Raw genomic sequence first — 17,719 nt, forward strand, 5'->3', positions numbered from 1 at the left:
CAAAAAGAAGAGATGGCGGTGACGATGACAAGCTCCCCTTACTCGCGCGGCGGCCCTGCCGGCGCGGCCCTGAACCCCGGGGCGCTGGACGCAAGGGGCCGGGACGCGGGCGCCCTGGCCGTACTGACGCCCGTCCTGGACGGCAACGATCTGGCCAACGCCACGGACGAAACGCTGATGGCCCTGTTGAAGACAGGGAACGTCGATGCCTATCGCCTGCTGATCCGCCGATACTTCCGCCGCCTGTACGCCGTGGCCCGTCGTATCCTGCCCAACGACAGCGACGCCGAGGACGTGGTGCAGGACGCCTTCCTGCAGGTGTGGAACCATCGCGAAACCTGGCAGCCCATCAGCGCGAAATTCACCACCTGGATCCACCGCATCGTCATCAACCGCTGTATCGACTACCGGCGGCGACCAGCGGAAAATACGCTGGAATTGACCGAAGACATCATGGACGACAGTCAAAGCTTTGACGAAATCGTCCTTGAAAAGGAATTGGCCACAGTTCTGCACACAGCGCGGCAACGACTTCCAGCTAGTCAGCAGGTGGCGCTGGCCCTATATTACGACCAATCGATGTCCGCCGCCGAAGTGGCGGCGGCCATGAACACCACCGTCGTGGCGGCGGAAGCCCTGCTGAAGCGCGCGCGCCAGCGCCTTCGCACCGCCTTCCGCAAGACCGCCATACGGCCCCGGGATGCTTTTGATGACGCCTGAGGAACTCGACGACCTGCTGTGCCAGTACGGGGCCCAGCTTCGCGCTTGGCCGGTCGAGCACCAGCGGGCCGTCACGGCCCTGCTGCGCACCTCCCCCCAGGCCAGGGCGCGCGTGCGCGAGATGCGCCGCCTGGAGGCGATGATCGCCGACGACGCACCGGCGCTGGAACCGCCGCCCGGCATGCTGGAGCGGGTGGAGCGGACGCTGATGGGTGCCGCACTCAAGGACTGGAAGCCAGCTGCCTCGGCATCGGCCCGGGGCGCGTCCGCGTCCGTTTTTTTTGGGTCTTCCGGGGCAGCACCCGCCCAACCGCCATCGTCCGCCGCCGCCAACAGCGACACGGATCAGATCCCACCCGCCCGAGGGCGGCGGCAGGTCCCCGAACCTCATCGCGACTGACCCTGGCGCCCCGGGGCGCCACCCGCCCGGCCCTCTCGCCACTGGCCGGTCGGTGGAATGCCCCGTAGCGCCCGGTCGCGCCGTAACGGCATCCGGACGGATATGGAACCCCAATTTGGGAGGAGGAAGGTGAGCCCGCGCCTTTGGCGCCGGGCTTTGCCATGTGGTCGTTTTTGAACGCCACGACCCTTGCACGCGCGGACGTTGGCAACCTGTCGCCGCTTCCTGACATTTTTTTAATGCGACGGTTTCATCAGACCCCCGGGACGCCGTCCCCTTGATTGTCACGTTGACGTGGGACTGCGGCATGGGCACCTTCCGGCCCAACGCTTTATCCAAAATCCAAAGAATGGGGGCTTCGAAACCATGTCCAAGCGCGCAACCGCCCTGGCCCGCCGTCTGCTGGCCGGCCTCAGCTTCGGCGTCCTGATGGCGGCGGGAGCCGCCCAGGCCGACACCGTGCTGGTGACGGCCGACCATCTGGTCGACGTGCTGGCCGGCAAGGTGGTGGACCGGCCGGCGGTGCTGATCGTCGACGGCCGCATCACGGCGGTGGGCGCACAGGGGACGGTGACGGCGCCGGCCGACGCCCGCACGGTGGCCCTGCCCGGCCTGACGCTGCTGCCCGGCCTGATCGACATGCACACCCACATGACCAGCCAGCCCACCTGGAACGGCTATGAATCGCTGGGCGTGACCACCGCCGACAAGGCCATCGCCGGTGTCGCCAACGCCAAGGTCACGCTGATGGCCGGCTTCACCGCCGTGCGCAACGTGGGCGCCGACGCCTTCACCGACGTGGCCCTGCGCAACGCCATCGACAGCGGCCTGGTGCCCGGCCCCCGCATGAAGGTCTCCGGCCCCCTGCTGGGCGCCACCGGCGGCCATTGTGATGAAAACCTGCTGCCCGCCGACTATGGCCGCGTGGGCGAGGGTGTGGCCGACAGCCCCTGGGGCATGGTGCAGAAGGTGCGCTGGGTGAAGAAGTTCGGCGCCGACCTGGTGAAGGTCTGCGCCACCGGCGGCGTGCTGTCCAAGGGCGACAGCCCCGGCGCGCAGCAGCTGTCGCAGGAGGAGCTGGACGCCATCGCCAAGGAGGCCCACGCCCTGGGCATGAAGGTGGCCGCCCACGCCCACGGCACCGACGGCATCAAGGCCGCCATCCGCGCCGGCATCGACACCATCGAGCATGCCAGCCTGATCGATGACGAGGGCATCGAGATGGCCAAGAAGCGCGGCACCTGGCTGGGCATGGACATCTACAACGACGACTACATCCTGGCGGAGGGCGCCAAGGTCGGCATGCTGCCGGAAAGCCTGGAGAAGGAGCGCAAGATCGGCCGTGTGCAGCGCGAGAACTTCGCCAAGGCGGTGAAGGCCGGCGCCAAGATGATCTACAGCACCGACGCCGGCGTCTATCCGCACGGCGACAACGGCAAGCAGTTCGCCAAGATGGTGCAGTGGGGCATGACCCCGCTGGAGGCCATCCGCGCCGCCACCCGCAACGCCGCCGAGGCCATGGGCACGGACAAGGACATCGGCGCCGTGGCCGTGGGCCGCTACGGCGACCTAGTGGCGGTAAAGGGCGACCCGCTGGCCGACGTCACCCTGCTGGAGCACATCCCTGTGGTGATCAAGGGCGGCGACGTAGTTAAGGACCAGCGCTGAGTTTTTTGGCTCCCTCAATCGCCGGGCGCCCGCATCCGCGGGCTTGGCTATCCTCGCTGCGCCCTACGGTGCTCGCTGCAGTGCCGGCGGTCGCCGGCCTTGCCGTTCGAGAAGCCATTGACGTAAGCCGACACTGGAACCGGGCGGGCGAATGGGGGTAGCTTCTCCCCCGACCCCCGCCCGCTTATCCGGAGCTCACCCATGCTGACCCCCCGTCCCCTGACCGACAGCCTCAGCGTCGCCCCGCAGATCGAGGAGGCGGACTTCGCCCAGGCCAAGGCGCTGGGCTTCCGCACCATCATCAACAACCGCCCCGACGGGGAAGAGCCGGGGCAGCTGACCTCCGCCCGGGGGGCCGAGCTGGCCAAGGAGGCCGGCCTGGAGTACGTGTACCTGCCGGTCAACCAGTCGAACCTGGGCCCGCAGACGGCGGCCGCCTTCGCCGAAGCCCTGGCCAAGCTGCCGGGCCCGGTGCTGGCCCACTGCCGCTCCGGCACGCGCAGCACCATCCTCTGGTCGCTGGGCGCCGCCTCGAACGGGACGCCGGTGAACGAGATCATCGAGGCCGCCGGCCGCCAGGGCTATGACCTGAGCCCCTATGCCGGCGCCCTGGAAAGCCTGGCGCGCGGCTGAGCTTGATTTCATTCACCGATTAATCGTCAACATTGATCAACATAGACACATGATCCGCCGCATTCCCCTGGCGCTGGCCACCCTGCTGGCCGCCACCCCGATTGTCGCCACCGCCCTCCCCGCGGCGGCGCAAGGTCCCGCCTGCACCCGCCCCGACCGCCCCAAGCTGCCCCCCGGCAAGAAGTCCAAGGGACCGGAGATGGAGGCGGCGGAGAAGAAGGTGAGCGACTACACCACCAAGATGACCGCCTACCTGAAGTGCCTGGACAAGGCCAAGACCGACGCCATGACCGAGCACAAAGGCGTGATCGAGGAATGGAACGGCGTCATCGACGCCTACAAAAAGAACCCCGGCTGAGCGTGGCGCCCCGCCCCCGGCCAAGCCACGATCGTTCCCATAGACCGAACGGTACAATGCTGACAAAGCATTGGATAGATCGGTCGCCCTGCTTCTCAATAGGCCGGACAACCATGCCGGGGCAAACGGTCCCGGCCACGGCGCCATCCATTGAGGAGAGTCGGGACCATGGACCAAGGCCATCGGGTTCCCATGATCGGCAGGCGGGGGTTCATCGCGGGTGCCGCCGCCCTGGGCGCGCTGCAACGTCCCACCGGGGCGCTGGGCGTCATGATGCGCGACGGGGACGAGGCCGTGTTCACCACGGCCTTCCCGCAAAAGGGCCGGATGATCCTGCAGCGGACTCGCCCGCCCCTGCTGGAAACGCCGTTCGAGGTGTTCGACCAGGGCGTCTTCACCCCCAACGACCGGTTCTTTGTGCGGTGGCACTGGGCGGACATTCCCGAACAGGTGGATGTGGCCACCTTCACGCTGAAGGTGCACGGCCATGTGGACCGGCCCCTGACCCTGGGCCTGGGTGATCTGCTGGCCATGCCGCGCATCGAATACGCGGCGGTCAACCAATGCTCCGGCAACTCCCGCAGCCTGTTCAGCCCCCGCGTCGGCGGGGCCCAGTGGCGGCACGGGGCCATGGGCAACGCCCGCTGGCTGGGCGTCCCGCTGAAGGCCGTGCTGGACCGGGCCGGCGTCAAGGCCGGCACCGTGGCCATCCGCGCCCGGGGCCTGGACGAGCCCGTCGTGCCCGACGCCCCCGCCTTCGCCAAATCCCTGGCCATCGACCACGCCCGGGATGGCGAGGTCATGATCGCCTTCCAGATGAATGGCGAGCAATTGCCCCTGCTGAACGGCTTCCCCCTGCGGCTGGTGGTGCCGGGCTGGTATTCCACCTACTGGGTCAAGATGCTGAGCGATATCGAGGTGCTGGCGGCGGCCGACGACCAGTACTGGACCAAAATGGCGTACCGCATCCCGGACACACCGCACGCGTCGGTGGCGCCGGGGCAGGCCGGCTATGCCCAGGTTCCCATCAACCGCATGGTGCCGCGTTCCTTCATCACCAACCTGGTGGACGGCGCGCAGGTGGCGGCGGGCAAGCCCCTGGCCCTGCGCGGCCTGGCCTTCGGCGGCGACCAGGGGGTGGCGAAGGTGGAGGTGTCCGCCGATGGTGGCGGGACCTGGAGGCAGGCCCAGCTGGCCCAGGACGAGGGACGCTACAGCTTCCGCCAATGGCACCTCGCCGCCCCCGGCCCCGCCGCAGGCCCGGTGCGGTTGATGGCCCGTTGCACCAACACCGCCGGGGAGACCCAGCCCCTGGAGGCCAATTGGAACCCCAGCGGCTTCATGCGCAACGTGGTCGAGACGACCACGCTGACGGCCGCCTGACGGAGGAAGTCGCACGATGAATCGCACCTGGATTCTAGCCATCGCCGCCACCGGCCTTGCCGCGCCCGCCTTCGCCGCGTCCGACGCCACCACCGTCACGGGGCCCGGGGGCGTCACCCTGCGGTCCGTAACCGTGGACCTGCCCCAGTCGGACCGGGAGTTCCCCGGCACCGACGCGGCGGCCATCAACAACAACTGCCTGACCTGCCATTCGGCCGGCATGGTGTTGAGGCAGCCCCCCTTCCCCCGGGAGAAATGGGCGGAGATCGTGAACAAGATGATCCAGACCTACAAGGCACCCATCGACGCCGGCGACGTCCCTGCCATCGTCGACTATCTGGCGAAGCGGTAGGACGCCGGGGGCCACGATCCTGTGGCAATCGCGGGCGTGATGCCTGATCTTGTCGGCCCCGCCGCCGACCCAGGTTGCCCAGTCCCGTGATCAGACGCCCCGTGATTCGACACCGTGTTCTGCCCGCCATCGCCGCCGCCCTCCTGCTGGCGCCGCCGGCCTTGTCGGCCGCCCCCTGCGCCACGGCGGGCACGCGCACGGAACGGATGATTTGCGCCAACCCGGCGCTGCGGGCGGAAGGTGCCGAAATCGCGCGCCTGTACAGGCAGGCCGTCGCCAAGGCGGGTGCGCACACGGCCGCCGTGATCGCCGAGCAGGCGCGCTGGCTGGCGACGCGCGACCGGCTGTGCGGCGACCTGGCACCGGCGGATGACGAACGGGCGCGAACCTGCCTGGCGCGCGCCCTGCCCCTGCGCCGCGCCGCCCTAGCGGTGCAGGCGGCCAAGCCGGGTCAGCCCTTCTGCGACCGCGCCGCCGCCACCCTGGCCGCCGCGCGCGGGCTGGACGGTGGCCCGCCCGTGGGCGACCTGGATGAGCAGCTCATCGGTGCCGGCCTGCTGACCCCGGCGCCGGAGCAGGAACTGACCCAGGCGTGGCGCGACCGGCTGCCGCCGGAGGCAACGCAGGACGCCGGCGACCAGATGGCCGTTGTGCCCTTCGGCCGCGCCCATGTGGCGGTGACGGCGCTGGACGACGCCGCGTCGTGCACCAGCTTCAGCGTCCATTGGCTGGACACGGCCGGCAACGGCGGCCCCGCCCTGCCGCCGCCCGAGGCCCGCCCGGCGGACAAGCCGGCCTATTGCTGGTCGGAAAGCGCCGGCTTCGGCCAGGACGCCACCGGCGCCGCGGTCTTCTTCGCCCAGGATTCCGGCCCCAGCCGGCCTATGGCCCGCCCCATTCATGTCGAGGTCCGCATCCATCCCGTGCATCGCGACCACTGGGGGGCGGCCTGCCGCATCGAGGCGACCTACCAGACCGAGTTCCGCCTGGGCGACGGCCGCTGCGCCGCTGACGCCGCGACCTGCAAGGCCCTGGCCGAGGCCACCCCGCGCTGGGCCACCGCCCTGGCCGCCAGCCTCTGGTCCATCGGTGCCGACCACCCGCCCGGCCGCCCCGACTATCCCGCCCTGGACGGCCTGGCGCCCTACACCGGCCCCTTCGTGCCCGCCTTCCTGACCATCCCCAGCGTGAAAGGCTGGACCTACACCGGCCTGCCCAACTTCGAGGAGGAGGCGCCCCTGCTGCACTGGCAGAGCCCTGGCGGGCCGCTGATCCTGCGCCTGTCGCCCGGCATGCTGAACTGGCGCCCCGGCCCCATGATCCTGGGCGCCTGGCGGCGGGAGGGCGACACCCTGACCCCGGTGGCGGCCTACACCATCAACCAGGTGCGGGTGGGCGTGCAGGCGGTGACGATGGCGGCCCGGCCCTGAGGCCCGCCGTCAGCACCTATGGCGTTCCTGGCAAAGATGTTTAATTCTGTCGGCAACCTCCACCACCGGTTGCCTACCGCCGTGAACCGCCTTCCCGCCCTGATCACCGCCGCGCTGTTTCTTTCCGGCACCGCCCTTGCCGCCGGCCCCAGCTTTGACTGCGCCGCCGCCAAGACGCCGACCGAGCGGGCGATTTGCGCTGATCCGAAGCTGGCGGACCAGGATAGGGAGGTCGCGCGGCTTTACAGCCAAGCGTTGACCCAGGCCGGCACGGACGTGGCGGCACTGGCCGGCGAACAGCGCCGCTGGCTGGCCACACGGGACCGCCTGTGCCAAGGGCCCGCCAAGCCGACGTCGCCCCTGACAGTCGGGTGGCCGACAGAGGCGGAATGCCTGTCCCAAACGATGATCCTGCGCCAGGCGGCGCTGACGGCCCTGAGCAAAGGGGAAGGTGACCCGTCGTTTTGCCCTCGCGCTTCGATGACGCTGACCCTGGCCCGCACCGCTGACGATGCGCCGCTTCAAATTCCCCTGGATCGGCAGATGATCGCCGCCGGGCTCGTGGTTCCGGCGCCTGAGGAAAAGCTAAGCCCCGCTTGGCGTCATCGGCTGTCGGCGGCGGCAATCAATCGGCGGGGCGACGCCATAGCCATCGTTCCCTTCGGGTCCTCGCATGTGGCGGTGACGGCAACGGGGGGCACGGCCGATTGCGTCAGCGTCACCGCCTTTCCCTTGGACGCCAGCGGGAAAGCCGGTCCCGCCCTGCCGCCGCCGGAAAACCACGCCCAGCCCTATTGCTGGACGGAAACCGTCGGCTTCGGCACGGACGGCAGCGGACAGCCGCTGTTCTTCACCCAGAACGCGGACAGTATCCGGGCCAAGGCCGGACCTGAGCGCTCAACCCTGTTCATCCACCTGGCCAGGAAAGACCGCTGGGGCGATTCCTGCAACCTCGAGGTGACCTATCAGGCTGCCTACCGTCTGGGCGAAGGCACCTGCAATGCCAGCGCGCCCGTCTGCCAAGCCCTGCGGCAAGCGGCCCCCGGTTGGGCGGCCACGGTGGGCGCCAGCCCATGGGTAGAGGCGGGTCCTTTTCATCCGGCTGGTGGGCCCGCTTACCCCACCTTGCCAGACCTGACCCCACAGGAGATGGATGAACCATTGGACGCGACCTTTCGAATGCCGAACTTTCCCGGTTGGCATTATCGCGGCTTCTCGGCGTTCGAGATGTCGTCGCCATTGATGACCTGGCAAAGCCCGGACGGACCGCTGACCGTGCGCATCGCACCCGGCACCGTGGGCTGGCGGGTGGGCGCCATGATCTTGGGCGTCTGGCGGGGGCAAGGCGACACACTGACGCCCGTGGCCGGCTACGTCATCGACCATGTGCGCGTCGGTCACCCCAGCATCAAGACCGTCTCCTCCGTCCAAGTCGACTGAGGCGAGCCCGTCGGCAGAACTGATTCCCGCCAACCATTCCCCCACCACCCCATTTCCCTCCCCATTGACACCTGCGCCCTCAGGCGCGCACAGTGCGGCCTTCGTTCCAGGGGTGCGCCGGAGGGCGCTGAGATCCGCGGAGAGACGCGGGGACCCTTTGAACCTGATCCGGATCGTACCGGCGTAGGGATGGGAACAGGGGCCTTCGCGTATCTACCCGCCAACGGGATCACACGCGCATCCGCCCTGTAGGCCGCGACTGCAGCGGCCAACTCCTCCTCCCCATCGTCGTTGCCCCGGGTTGGCGACATGTGACGTGCCGGACGCATCAGCGGCCAGAGAGCCAAGGGCGCCGGACTACGGAGGAGCACGACCCTATGCCCGATACCCTGACCCCGGCCGCGATTCCGGCGAACGACGGCTTCACCGTCACCACCGGGCCCCTGCCCGCCTCCCGCAAGGTCCACATCCCGGGCACCCTGCACCCCGACCTGCGCGTGGCCATGCGCGAGATCGACCTGAGCCCCAGCGCCAATGAGCCGCCGGTGCGCGTCTACGACCCGTCCGGCCCCTACACCGACCCGGCCGTGACCACGGACATCCGCCTGGGCCTGGCGGAGCTGCGCCGCCCCTGGATCGAGGGCCGGGGCGATGTGGAGCGTTATGAGGGCCGCGCCGTCAAGGCGGTGGACAACGGCCTGAAGGAGGGCGAGAGCAGCCCCGTGCCGGTGTTCGACCGCGCCGGCCGCCTGCCCCTGCGCGCCAAGGATGGCCCCGGGGGTGTTGTCAGGGCGGTGACGCAGCTGGCCTACGCCCGCGCCGGCATCGTGACGCCGGAGATGGAATACGTCGCCATCCGCGAGAACCTGGGCCGCCAGGCGCTGAAGGAACAGCTGGAGCGCGACGGCGAAAGCTTCGGGGCATCCATCCCGGACTTCGTGACGCCGGAGTTCGTGCGGGATGAGATCGCGCGCGGCCGCGCCATCATCCCCAACAACATCAACCACCCGGAATCGGAGCCGATGGCCATCGGCCGCAACTTCCTGGTCAAGATCAACGCCAACATCGGCAATTCCGCCGTCACCTCCAGCGTCGCGGAAGAAGTGGACAAGCTGGTGTGGGCCATCCGCTGGGGGGCCGACACGGTCATGGACCTGTCCACCGGCCGCAACATCCACACCATCCGCGAATGGATCATTCGCAACAGCCCCGTGCCCATCGGCACCGTTCCCATCTACCAGGCGCTGGAGAAGGTGAACGGCAAGGCCGAGGACCTGACGTGGGAGGTGTTCCGCGACACCCTGATCGAGCAGTGCGAGCAGGGCGTGGACTATTTCACCATCCATGCCGGCGTGCGCCTGGCCCACATCCCCCTGACGGCCAAGCGCGTCACCGGCATCGTCTCGCGCGGCGGGTCCATCATGGCCAAGTGGTGCCTGGCGCACCACAAGGAGAACTTCCTCTACACCCGCTTCGAGGAAATCTGCGAGATCATGAAGGCCTATGACGTGGCCTTCTCGCTGGGCGACGGCCTGCGCCCCGGCAGCATCGCGGATGCCAACGACGCCGCCCAGTTCGCCGAGCTGAAGACACTGGGTGAGCTGACGCAGATCGCCTGGAAGCACGACGTGCAGGTGATGATCGAGGGCCCGGGCCATGTGCCCATGCACAAGATCAAGGAGAACATGGACCTGCAGCTGCAGTGGTGCGGCGAGGCGCCGTTCTACACGCTGGGGCCGCTCACCACCGACATCGCGCCCGGCTACGACCACATCACCAGCGCCATCGGCGCCGCCCAGATCGGCTGGTTCGGCACCGCCATGCTCTGCTACGTGACGCCCAAGGAGCATCTGGGCCTGCCCGACCGCGACGACGTGAAGGTGGGTGTCGTCACCTACAAGGTGGCGGCGCACGCGGCGGATCTCGCCAAGGGCCACCCCGCCGCCCGCCTGCGCGACGACGCGCTCAGCCGCGCCCGGTTCGAGTTCCGCTGGCGCGACCAGTTCAACCTGTCGCTGGACCCGGAAACGGCGGAAAAGTTCCACGACCAGACCCTGCCCGCCGACGGCGCCAAGCTGGCGCACTTCTGCAGCATGTGCGGGCCGAAGTTCTGCTCCATGAAGATCAGCCAGGAGGTGCGCGACCTGGCCGGCGTGGAGGGCAGCTTCGTCGAAGCCGAGAAGGGCATGGCCGAGATGTCGGAGGCCTTCCTGGCGCAGGGGGCGGAGATTTATCACACGCCCTGAGGCACACATCCCGGGTTCAACATCCCGAAGTCCGTTCAGTCCCCACCGGTACCCCGCCGGTGGGGATTGTCCTTTGTGCCGGGCCCGTGTCCTGATGCGCGGGCCACGGGTTCAGACAGGCACGGGTTCAGACAGGGAGGATCGTGGACATGATCACCGTCTTCGGCGAAGGAAGGGGCTTCCGCGTCGTCTGGCTGCTGGAGGAAATGGGGCTGCCCTATCGGCTGAGACCGGTGGATCTGCTCGCCGGCGTCGAGAACGATCCGGAGTATCTGGCCATCAACCCGGCCGGCTTCATCCCGGCGCTCCAGGACGGCGATGCCACCCTGGTCGAGTCCATCGCAATCATGGAATATCTGATCGCGCGGTACGGGCCCACGCCGCTGGCGCCGGCCGCGCAGGATGCCGCCTTCCCCGCCTATCAGCAATTCCTGCACCTGGGCGAAGCCGGCCTGGCCGCGTCGATGTACTTCGTCGTCGTCAGCCGCAACCTGGCGCCCGAGGCGGAGCGCCGGAACTGGGGCGCCCTCAAGGCGCTGGAGGTGTTCGAGAGCCGGCTGCGGCTGGTGACGCGCCAGCTGGCGCGCGCGCCCTACATGGCCGGCGCGACGTTCACGGCGGCCGACATTTCCGTGACCTACGCGCTTGAGTTCGCCCAGCGGGCCGGCGGCTACACCCTCAACGAGGCGCAGCGCGCCTACATCGCCCGCACCAGCGGCCGCGACGCCTATCGACGGGCCATGGACACCTGCCAGGCCACCAAGGCCTGGGCCGCCGCCGCGACGGCGTCGTGATCCTCCGCCGCGGAGCCGCCGGGGAACCGCCTATCGCACCGTCCCGATGCCGGCGAGGATGAGGTCGACGCCGGCCAGGAACTGGTCACGGTCATCGTGCGCGGCCAGCTGCGGCGCCACCCGACGCAGGAAGGGATAGTCGGCCGGATCCAGCCGCGCCCATCCCCCGGCGATGTCCGCCAGCGCCGCCGACCGATCCGTCCCCGGCGCCTGCAGGCGCGCGTTCGCCGCGTTCTGCCCGGCGGCGCCGAAGATATAGGTCACCAGCGCCGACCAGGCGTTGAACCACGCCCCCTCCGGCACGCCCAGTTGCCACAGCCGGCCGCCTATGGCCTCAAACACCCGCAGCATCGCCGGCTGCCACGGCGCGCGGGAGAACTGGGCGCCCACCCAAGGGTGCGCGTCGATGGCGTCGAACATGGCCAGGGCGATGACCCGGATGGCCTCGCGCGGGTCCGCCCCGCCGGCCCCGGTCTCGGATATGGCCCCGGATATCGCCCCGGATATCGCCCCTGCCATGGCCCGCGTGACGACGTGGTCGGTGGCCGCCGCCAACAGCGCGTCCTTGTCGGCGACATGCCAGTAGATGGCCCCGCTGCCTGTCGCCAGGCGGGCCGCCAGCGCGCGGAAGGTCAAGGCGCCTTCGCCGCCTGCATCGAGGATGGCGATCGCCGCCCCCACGATCCTTTCCCTGGAAAGCGCGTCCGCGCGCCGGTCGGTCCGTTTCGTCATGGGATCATCTTGACATTCATGGAACGCCGTTCCAATTAAATATCTATGGAACATCGTTCCAATCCCTTTGAGGAAGCAAGATGACACCCGTCACCATCGTCGGCGCCGGCCTGGGCGGTCTCACCCTCGCCCGCGTGCTGCATGTCCACGGCCTCCCCGCGATCGTCTATGAGGCGGAGGCGTCGGCCGGTGCCCGCACGCAGGGCGGCATGCTGGACATCCATGAGCGGGACGGGCAGCTGGCGCTGAAGGCCGCCGGCCTGTTCGACCCGTTTCGCGCCCTGATCCATGCCGGTGGGGAGGCGTCGCGGGTGCTGGACCCCCAGGGCGCCGTGCTGATGGACCAGCCGGACGACGGCACGGGCGGCCGGCCCGAAGTGTTGCGGGGGGAGCTGCGGCGCCTGCTGTTGGACAGCCTGCCGGCGGGAACCGTCCAGTGGGGCCGGAAGCTGGCGCGCGTGGCGGCGCTGGGCGACGGGCAGCATGAACTGACCTTCACGGATGGGGCCAGCGTGACCACCGGCCTGCTGGTCGGGGCCGATGGCGCCTGGTCCAAGGTGCGGCCGCTGCTGTCAGACGCCACGCCCGCCTATGCCGGCGCCACCTTCATCGATACCTACCTGTTCGATGCCGACGCGCGATATCCGGCGACGGCCCAGGCGGTGGGCGGCGGTGGGATGTTCGCCATGACGCCCGGCCGGGGCATCTTCGCCCACCGTGAGCCCGGCGGCACGCTGCACGCCTATATCGGGCTGCGGCGGCCGGCGGAATGGATCGCCGCCATCGACTTCGGCGACGCGGCCGCCGCCAAGGCCCGCATCGCGGCCGAGTTCGACGGCTGGGCCCCGGCCCTGACCACGCTGATCACCCACAGCGACACGCCGCCCGTGCCGCGCCTGCTCCACACCCTGCCCATCGGCCACCGCTGGAGCCGGGTGCCGGGCGTGACGCTGCTGGGGGACGCCGCCCACCTCGCGCCGCCGGCCGGCGAAGGCGCCAACCTGGCCATGCTGGATGGTGCTGAGCTGGCGCAGGCCATCGCGGCCCACCCCGGCGATATCGAGGCGGCGCTGGCCGTCTATGAGTCCGTGATGTTCCCGCGCGGCGCGGTGGCGGCCGCCGGCGCGCACCGCATCCTGGACCTCTGCCTGGGCGACAGCGCGCCCTTCGGCTTGCTCGACTTCTTCGCCGGCGCCTTCGCACGCCGGGATGCCTCAGGGGAAGGCTGACAGTTCCTCCTCGATCTCGCGGCACAGGGCGGCGATGGCGTCGTAATCCACACCGGGCGAGCGGCCGGGGGTGGGTTGGCCCACACGGGTCAGGGCGACGTAGCCGCCCTGGCGGATGCCGTTGGCGGTCTCATCCAGCACGGTGCTGCCGAACTGGGTGGTGGGCTCGATCTGGCTGCGCTGGCGCCAATGGTTCCAGCTGTCGATGAAGACCAGCCGCTCCGCTTCCGGGAAATGCTGGGCGACATGGACCATGGCCCCAGCCAGGAAGCGGCGGTAGAGCACGGAGCTGGTGCTGGCCAGCAGCGTCGCGCCGCCCTGGGGATGGTCGGGCCAGTCGGCGAAGTCCAGCATCACGCGGGGGAAGACCTTGCCCCGGCTGGGGCGGTCGACCATGCGGCTGTTCACGAACTGGGCATAGCTCATGATAGTGTCGTCGAACATGCCGCCGTCGGCATGCCCCGCCTCCGCCTGCAGGAAGGTATAGCCGTTCAGCAGCTCCGCCGGCTTGCAGGAGCGCCACTGCGCCGGGCTTGGGTCCAGCAAGGCGTCGAAGCCAGCATCCAGCAGGCCGCCGCGCACCTCCGCCGCCGTGGCGATAAGGTAGAGGCCGCTCAGGCCGGCCGCGGCGGCCGCCTGGCGCAGCAGGGCCACCGTGCCCGCCGGGTCGGGCATCGTGTAGGGCTCATTCACCACCAGCACCTGGCGGCCGTCGGCCAACAAAGGGCTGAAACCGGCAATGGCCGCCATCAGGGCGGCTGCGTCGGAGGCCGGGTCGTCCACCGGCGCCGGCGTCCAGCGGAAGGCCAGGCCGAAATCGTCATCACACCAGGCGTCCAGGCACTCCGCCCCCGTGAGGTAACCGCCCTCAAGCCGGTGGCAATCCAGGACGAAACCACCGATGCCGGTGGCGCGCGCCACCGCCACCACCCGGCCGGCGCCGGCCGCGTCCGCCAGATCGTAGCGGCCCAGCGCCTTGCCCGGTTGCAGCAGGGGGCTGTGGTGGCGCCGGGCGGGGTAGGCGTCCAGCGCCCGCGCCCAGGGATCACCGCCGCCCAGCGCCTGCCGCAGCGGGCCGGACGACTGGAACCGGGCGTCGAAGAACGCCAGGACACGCAGGTTCAGGGGCGGGATCATGCCGCGTCTCCTCTTTCACGGACGGGGGTGCCATAGGCCTCCGCCGCCACCTCCAGGATGGCGGCCACCAGGTCGGCGGGCGCCGGGTGGTTCCGGCATCCCGGCCCCTCATCCAGCGGGCAGGCCTTATAGCCGCCGCAGGGGGCGCAGGGCAGCGCCGGCGTGGGCAGGCGATAGCCCGCGCGCCGGGGCGCGTCGGAATTGCCGGGAAAGGTGGGGCCGAACACCGCCACGGTGGGATGGCCCAGGATCTGGCTGGCGAAATGCAGGGGAAAGCTGTCGACGCTGACCATGACGTGATGGTCGCGGATCAGGGCCGCCAGCCGGCCGGTGCTGCCGGCGCTGGCCGGGGTGGCGCCGTCCGCGGCCAGCCCCGGCGCGTCCAGCACCGTGACGGCGCAGCCCAGGCGGACCAGGGCCCGGATCAGCACCCGGGCTTGAGCGCTGGGATAGGCCTTCAGGGGCCAGCCGCCCGACAACTGCATCAGCACCCGCAAGGGCGCCGGCGGCAGGGTGCAGCGGCCGGCCTTCACGGGCGCGCGGCGGTAGAGCGTATCCTCCAGCGTCGCCACCGGATCGCCCAGGGCGAAGCGCGCCTGGTCCACCAGGTTGAAGGGCGTGCGGGAATAGGATTTGGAGAAGCGGCAATAGACCATGAAGGTCCCGGCCCGTACCCCGGGGTCAATGTGCGCCAGGCTGTCCAGATAATAGCGGCCGTCGGACACCTCCCCCGTGCGGCTGACGGCCGGGATGTCCAGCACGATGGGCTCCAGCCGGTTGCCGCAATCCTGGAAGATGTCGAGATAGTCGCGACAGACCACCTGGCGCTGGAAGGCCAGTTGCCCCGCCGGCACCAGCCGGGAGGCCAGGCTGAAGAACAGCACGTCGCCGGCATGGCCCGGGTGGTGGGCGGCGAAGGGCAGCCGGCGCCAGTCCGCCCGCGTGCGGATCAGCCGCACGGCATCGGCGCATTGCGCCTGCCAGGCCGCCAGATTGTCGCCCAGGATATAGCCTTGAGCGGTGATCTTGGGCAGCGGCGCCAGCGGCTTCAGCGGCGTCTGGCGCCGAGGCACGATCTGGCCGGTCAGTTGCGACAGCAGCTGCGCGTCGGTCGCCGCCCGGTTGGCGGACAGCAGGCACAGGAAGCGGCCCAGGCCCTGGTCGAACAGGGCGCGAGGCAGGACATAGGCGACGGGAAAAGTCTCCGCATCCGTCAGCACACAGGGGCAGCGCAGGGTGTCGCCACCGCGCAGCAAGTCGGCCAGCCGGGCACCGCGCGAGGCCAGCAGCGGGTTGCCGGTCACCACCGCGTCGGCCCCGGGCACGCGCGCCAGGGTACGGCGCGCCACCTCCCACACATAACGGCCGGGGGGTGAGGTGGCGCTGTCCAGCAGTTCCCCCCGCGATAGCTCGCCCATGGAGTAGCGGAAGTCGAACGCCTCCATCCGCCCACCGGTAATCGCGACACCGCCCAGCATGGTCCCTGCCCCTTCCTACGCCGCGTTGTCTTGGGCCGCGTTGTCTTGGGCCGCGTCGCCCAGGCCCAGGACGGAGGCCGGGCCGGCGCCGTAGACCTCGGCCGCCACCTCCAGGATGGCGGCCACCAGCTGGGCCGGGCGCGGCTGGTTGGCGCAGTCGCGGGTCATCAGCAGGGGGCAATAGTCCAGGCAGCCGCAGGGGCCGCAGGGCAAGGCGGGGGCCGGCAGGCGGTAGCCCGGACGCCGGGGTGCATCGGAATTGCCGGGGGCGGTGCAGCCGAAGATGGCGACGGTGGGATGGCCCAGGATCTGGCTGGCGAAATGCAGGGGGAAGCTGTCGACGCTGAGGAAGACGTGATGGTCGTCCAGCAGGGCCTTCAATGCGCCGGTACTGCCGGCCGTCACCACGGTGGCGCCGTCGGCCGCGGCGTCGGGCAGGTCGATGACGCTGACGACGCACCCCAGGCCGACTAGGGCACGGATCAGCACGCGGCGGTCCTTGGCCGGATAGGTCTTGAGTTCCCAGCCGCCGGTCAGCTGCATCAGCACCCGCATGGGGCCGCCGGGCGGCAGGGATGCCGGGTGGTGCTGGACGGTGGGCGCGCGGGCATAGAGCGTGTCGGCGAAGGTGGCCACCGGGTCGCCCAGGCTGAACCGCGCATGGTCGATCAGGTTGAAGGGTGACTTGGCGTAGGCCTTGGAATAGCGGGAGAAGACGATGAAGGTTTCCTCATCCACCCCCGGCGGCAGGTGGGCCAAGCTGTCGATGAAATAGCGGCCGTCGCCCACGTCGGTGTTGCGCGGCGCCGGCGGGATGTCCAGCACGATGGGCGCCAGCCGGTTGCCGCAGTCCTGGAAGATGTCCAGGTAGGCCCGGCACACCACCTGGGACTGGAAGGCCAGGTGTTCGTCCGGCACCAGGCGGGAGGCCAAGCTGAAGAACAGCACGTCGCCGGCATGGCCCGGGTGATGGGCGGCGAAGGGCAGGTCGCGCCAGTCGTCGCGCGCCCGCATCAGCTTCACGGCGTTGACGCATTGGACCAGCCAGGCCTCCAGGTTGTCGGCCAGGATGAAGCCCTGGGGCGTGCTTTCCGGCAGGGACCCGATGGCGCGCAAGGTGGTGGGCCGGCGCGGCACGAAGCCGCCGCCCGTCAGGCGCGACAGCAACTGGGCGTCGGCGGCGGAGCGGCTGACCGACAGCAGACAGAGGAAGCGGCCCAGGCCCTCATCCAGCAGTCGGCGCGGCAAGATGTAGGCGATGGGGAAAGTGCCCTCGTCCGTCACCACGGCCGGGGCGGGCAGCGGCCCGCCCGCCAGCACCAGCTTCGCCAAGCGGCTGGCGCGGATGGGCAAGATGGGGTTGGCGACGACCACGGCGTCGGCGGTGGGACAGGCGGCCAGCGTGCGGCGCGCCACCTCCCACACGTAGCGGCCGGGGGGCGTGGTGGCGCTGTCCAGGATGTCGTTGGGCGTAAGCGCGCCGACGGAAAAGCGGAAGTCGAAGGATTCCACCCCGCCGGCCGTTATCGCCAGACTGCTCAGCATCGCCGCCCCCACGGATGAGCCGGCGCCCCGCTCCCGGATTCTGCCCCCCGGGTGGCACCGGCAAAAATAGATTCAATTTTAGCTACACGGATGGGGCCGCCAAAACAGGCGCGGTATTTGCGCAAGGGGCGGTCGCCGCCCCGCCGGTGGTGGGCCGCCCGACTTGCCGCCACA

At 69.9% G+C, this 17,719-nt stretch carries 16 protein-coding genes and 1 riboswitch; of the genes, 12 read left to right on the forward strand and 4 right to left on the reverse strand.

The window, feature by feature from the left end; genetic code table 11:
* Positions 1 to 24: 24 nt before the first annotated feature.
* The 11 genes from FBZ87_RS00795 to FBZ87_RS00845 all read left to right on the forward strand — a co-directional run bounded on the left by FBZ87_RS00795 (position 25) and on the right by FBZ87_RS00845 (position 11,424).
* Positions 25 to 720, forward strand: a complete 696-nt coding sequence (locus FBZ87_RS00795; RefSeq protein ID WP_186454499.1) for a sigma-70 family RNA polymerase sigma factor — start codon at positions 25 to 27, stop codon at positions 718 to 720.
* On the forward strand, positions 710 to 1,120 hold the full coding sequence (locus FBZ87_RS00800) for a hypothetical protein (RefSeq protein ID WP_186454500.1): 411 nt from the start codon (positions 710 to 712) through the stop codon (positions 1,118 to 1,120). The genes FBZ87_RS00795 and FBZ87_RS00800 overlap by 11 nt, the downstream gene beginning before the upstream one ends.
* Positions 1,121 to 1,486: 366 nt before the next feature.
* Positions 1,487 to 2,788: a Xaa-Pro dipeptidase gene (locus FBZ87_RS00805; RefSeq protein WP_145608395.1), complete on the forward strand. Its 1,302-nt coding sequence runs from the start codon at positions 1,487 to 1,489 to the stop codon at positions 2,786 to 2,788.
* Between the two features lie 201 nt (positions 2,789 to 2,989).
* On the forward strand, positions 2,990 to 3,421 hold the full coding sequence (locus FBZ87_RS00810) for a protein tyrosine phosphatase family protein (protein WP_211106799.1): 432 nt from the start codon (positions 2,990 to 2,992) through the stop codon (positions 3,419 to 3,421).
* A 49-nt stretch (positions 3,422 to 3,470) separates the two neighbouring features.
* Complete coding sequence (locus FBZ87_RS00815) at positions 3,471 to 3,779, forward strand: hypothetical protein (protein ID WP_145608397.1); 309 nt, start codon at positions 3,471 to 3,473, stop codon at positions 3,777 to 3,779.
* Between the two features lie 168 nt (positions 3,780 to 3,947).
* Positions 3,948 to 5,162 (forward strand): molybdopterin-dependent oxidoreductase, encoded by a 1,215-nt coding sequence (locus FBZ87_RS00820; protein WP_145608398.1) that lies wholly within the window; start codon positions 3,948 to 3,950, stop codon positions 5,160 to 5,162.
* 16 nt (positions 5,163 to 5,178) lie between these two features.
* Positions 5,179 to 5,514 carry a cytochrome c gene (locus FBZ87_RS00825; protein WP_145608400.1) on the forward strand — a complete coding sequence of 112 codons (336 nt, stop codon included), beginning with the start codon at positions 5,179 to 5,181 and terminating at the stop codon, positions 5,512 to 5,514.
* A 101-nt stretch (positions 5,515 to 5,615) separates the two neighbouring features.
* Entirely contained in the window at positions 5,616 to 6,944 is a 1,329-nt protein-coding gene (locus tag FBZ87_RS00830; protein WP_145608402.1) for a lysozyme inhibitor LprI family protein, read from the forward strand.
* An 81-nt stretch (positions 6,945 to 7,025) separates the two neighbouring features.
* Positions 7,026 to 8,384 carry a lysozyme inhibitor LprI family protein gene (locus tag FBZ87_RS00835; protein ID WP_246134172.1) on the forward strand — a complete coding sequence of 453 codons (1,359 nt, stop codon included), beginning with the start codon at positions 7,026 to 7,028 and terminating at the stop codon, positions 8,382 to 8,384.
* A 98-nt stretch (positions 8,385 to 8,482) separates the two neighbouring features.
* Positions 8,483 to 8,593, forward strand: a riboswitch (TPP riboswitch).
* A gap of 168 nt (positions 8,594 to 8,761) precedes the next feature.
* The gene (gene thiC / locus FBZ87_RS00840; protein ID WP_246134173.1) at positions 8,762 to 10,630 is read left to right on the forward strand and encodes a phosphomethylpyrimidine synthase ThiC; all 1,869 of its coding nucleotides are present in this window, start codon (positions 8,762 to 8,764) and stop codon (positions 10,628 to 10,630) included.
* 149 nt (positions 10,631 to 10,779) lie between these two features.
* Positions 10,780 to 11,424, forward strand: a complete 645-nt coding sequence (locus FBZ87_RS00845) for a glutathione S-transferase family protein (protein WP_145608406.1) — start codon at positions 10,780 to 10,782, stop codon at positions 11,422 to 11,424.
* 30 nt (positions 11,425 to 11,454) lie between these two features.
* On the opposite strand, the gene FBZ87_RS00850 is transcribed toward FBZ87_RS00845, so the two are convergent.
* Positions 11,455 to 12,156 carry a TetR/AcrR family transcriptional regulator C-terminal domain-containing protein gene (locus tag FBZ87_RS00850; protein WP_145608408.1) on the reverse strand — a complete coding sequence of 234 codons (702 nt, stop codon included), beginning with the start codon at positions 12,154 to 12,156 and terminating at the stop codon, positions 11,455 to 11,457.
* Between the two features lie 80 nt (positions 12,157 to 12,236).
* Between FBZ87_RS00850 and FBZ87_RS00855 the strand changes: the two genes are divergently transcribed.
* Entirely contained in the window at positions 12,237 to 13,385 is a 1,149-nt protein-coding gene (locus tag FBZ87_RS00855; protein WP_145608410.1) for an FAD-dependent oxidoreductase, read from the forward strand.
* Here FBZ87_RS00855 and FBZ87_RS00860 read toward each other — a convergent pair.
* Genes FBZ87_RS00860 through FBZ87_RS00870 form a run of 3 tightly spaced genes read right to left on the reverse strand, consistent with a single transcriptional unit; the run spans position 13,371 to position 17,545 of the window.
* The gene (locus FBZ87_RS00860; RefSeq protein WP_145608412.1) at positions 13,371 to 14,522 is read right to left on the reverse strand and encodes a glycoside hydrolase family 99-like domain-containing protein; all 1,152 of its coding nucleotides are present in this window, start codon (positions 14,520 to 14,522) and stop codon (positions 13,371 to 13,373) included. The genes FBZ87_RS00855 and FBZ87_RS00860 overlap by 15 nt on opposite strands.
* Positions 14,519 to 16,000 carry a glycosyltransferase family 9 protein gene (locus FBZ87_RS00865; RefSeq protein ID WP_145608414.1) on the reverse strand — a complete coding sequence of 494 codons (1,482 nt, stop codon included), beginning with the start codon at positions 15,998 to 16,000 and terminating at the stop codon, positions 14,519 to 14,521. The genes FBZ87_RS00860 and FBZ87_RS00865 overlap by 4 nt, the downstream gene beginning before the upstream one ends.
* A 15-nt stretch (positions 16,001 to 16,015) precedes the next feature.
* The gene (locus tag FBZ87_RS00870; RefSeq protein ID WP_145608416.1) at positions 16,016 to 17,545 is read right to left on the reverse strand and encodes a glycosyltransferase family 9 protein; all 1,530 of its coding nucleotides are present in this window, start codon (positions 17,543 to 17,545) and stop codon (positions 16,016 to 16,018) included.
* Between the last annotated feature and the right edge of the window lie 174 nt (positions 17,546 to 17,719).

The organism is Nitrospirillum amazonense (genome assembly GCF_007828035.1).
GTDB lineage: Bacteria > Pseudomonadota > Alphaproteobacteria > Azospirillales > Azospirillaceae > Nitrospirillum > Nitrospirillum amazonense.

Coding starts and splice junctions, on each gene's coding strand:
- thiC (WP_246134173.1), top strand. CDS start 8,762: ATGCCCGATACCCTGACCCCGGCCGCGATTCCGGCGAACGACGGCTTC.
- FBZ87_RS00820 (WP_145608398.1), top strand. CDS start 3,948: ATGGACCAAGGCCATCGGGTTCCCATGATCGGCAGGCGGGGGTTCATC.
- FBZ87_RS00795 (WP_186454499.1), top strand. CDS start 25: ATGACAAGCTCCCCTTACTCGCGCGGCGGCCCTGCCGGCGCGGCCCTG.
- FBZ87_RS00810 (WP_211106799.1), top strand. CDS start 2,990: ATGCTGACCCCCCGTCCCCTGACCGACAGCCTCAGCGTCGCCCCGCAG.
- FBZ87_RS00860 (WP_145608412.1), bottom strand. CDS start 14,522: ATGATCCCGCCCCTGAACCTGCGTGTCCTGGCGTTCTTCGACGCCCGG.
- FBZ87_RS00845 (WP_145608406.1), top strand. CDS start 10,780: ATGATCACCGTCTTCGGCGAAGGAAGGGGCTTCCGCGTCGTCTGGCTG.
- FBZ87_RS00870 (WP_145608416.1), bottom strand. CDS start 17,545: ATGCTGAGCAGTCTGGCGATAACGGCCGGCGGGGTGGAATCCTTCGAC.
- FBZ87_RS00855 (WP_145608410.1), top strand. CDS start 12,237: ATGACACCCGTCACCATCGTCGGCGCCGGCCTGGGCGGTCTCACCCTC.
- FBZ87_RS00805 (WP_145608395.1), top strand. CDS start 1,487: ATGTCCAAGCGCGCAACCGCCCTGGCCCGCCGTCTGCTGGCCGGCCTC.
- FBZ87_RS00800 (WP_186454500.1), top strand. CDS start 710: ATGACGCCTGAGGAACTCGACGACCTGCTGTGCCAGTACGGGGCCCAG.
- FBZ87_RS00865 (WP_145608414.1), bottom strand. CDS start 16,000: ATGCTGGGCGGTGTCGCGATTACCGGTGGGCGGATGGAGGCGTTCGAC.
- FBZ87_RS00815 (WP_145608397.1), top strand. CDS start 3,471: ATGATCCGCCGCATTCCCCTGGCGCTGGCCACCCTGCTGGCCGCCACC.
- FBZ87_RS00825 (WP_145608400.1), top strand. CDS start 5,179: ATGAATCGCACCTGGATTCTAGCCATCGCCGCCACCGGCCTTGCCGCG.
- FBZ87_RS00850 (WP_145608408.1), bottom strand. CDS start 12,156: ATGACGAAACGGACCGACCGGCGCGCGGACGCGCTTTCCAGGGAAAGG.